We start from the raw sequence: 959 nt of genomic DNA, 5'->3' as shown, positions 1-959 counted from the left end.
GCATGGCTCCCCGGCGAGAACGGGGCACGTCGCGTCTTCCCACTGCCAAGCGGCCCGCTCCTGGCGGACATCCGCGGTGCCCATCTCACGCTCACCGCGCTCGGCGGCGGCCAGGCGGAGCCGGCGGCGGATGTGTTCAGCCTGCCCGAGGGCGCCGCGGGCGGGGTCCCGGAGCTGGCGAAGGAGCTGGCCGGCCTGGGACGGGTGGGGCGCTTGCGGAACCCGTCGCTGTGGGAGGCGTTGGCCACTGGAATCCTGCGGCAGGTCATTCGGGCTGGCCAGTCCAAGAAGCTCTACCGGGTCTTGTGCGCGGCCCACGGCGAGCAGGTGATGCTGCCCGACGGCCACACCTACGGTCTCTTCCCGGCACCCGAAAAGATCCTTGATCTGGACGACGAGCAGTTCACCGAGCTGGGCCTCGCTTTCAAGCGGACACCGCTACGCGCCGCCGCCGCGGCCTACCTGCAGCACGGTGAAACATGGCAGAAGCTGCCCCCGTCAGATCTCGTTGACCGATTGCAAGGCGTGTACCGCATCGGCCCGTGGACGGCCGGGGCCGCCGTTGCCGACTATGCGAACACCTGGAATCTCTATCCCTACGCCGACCTGGCCGTGCGTACCTGGGCGGGACGGGCCGCCCCCACGTACCCCTGGCTCCACGACGAGCACACGTTCGGCTCCCAATGGAGAAATGCGGCGGGGGATCACCTTTCAACCGTGAGCCTTCTGACTCTCGCTTGGGGATCGCAGTATGGAGACATCGGATGACGCCGCCCTGCGCGGCGCCGACCTGACCCGACCACTCGACGCCGTTTTTATCAACGCACCACTACGCGACTACAGTATTCGGCCACGCGTCAACGACTTCACCCTGCCGGTTCTCGGCATGGCCTACATCGCCACCTACGCGAGCGTCCAGGGTTTCAACGTCGGTGTCCTCGACGCCGAAACCCTGGGCC

Annotated in this window: 1 protein-coding gene and 1 pseudogene; both read left to right on the top strand. The window is 67.7% G+C overall.

Features of this window, described 5'->3' with window-relative positions:
- Positions 1-768: hypothetical protein (locus tag ND747_RS16500; RefSeq protein ID WP_251734492.1), on the top strand; the 768-nt coding region annotated here is incomplete at its 5' end.
- A pseudogene (locus ND747_RS16495) lies at positions 752-959 on the top strand (radical SAM protein); the annotation flags it as partial. The gene ND747_RS16500 and the pseudogene ND747_RS16495, both read left to right, overlap by 17 nt.

It is taken from the genome of Frankia sp. R82 (genome assembly GCF_023716925.1).
In the GTDB taxonomy this organism is placed as follows: domain Bacteria; phylum Actinomycetota; class Actinomycetes; order Frankiales; family Frankiaceae; genus Frankia.
The sequence above is the reverse complement of the archived record's forward strand: the minus strand, read 5'-3'. Positions and strand labels throughout refer to the sequence as shown.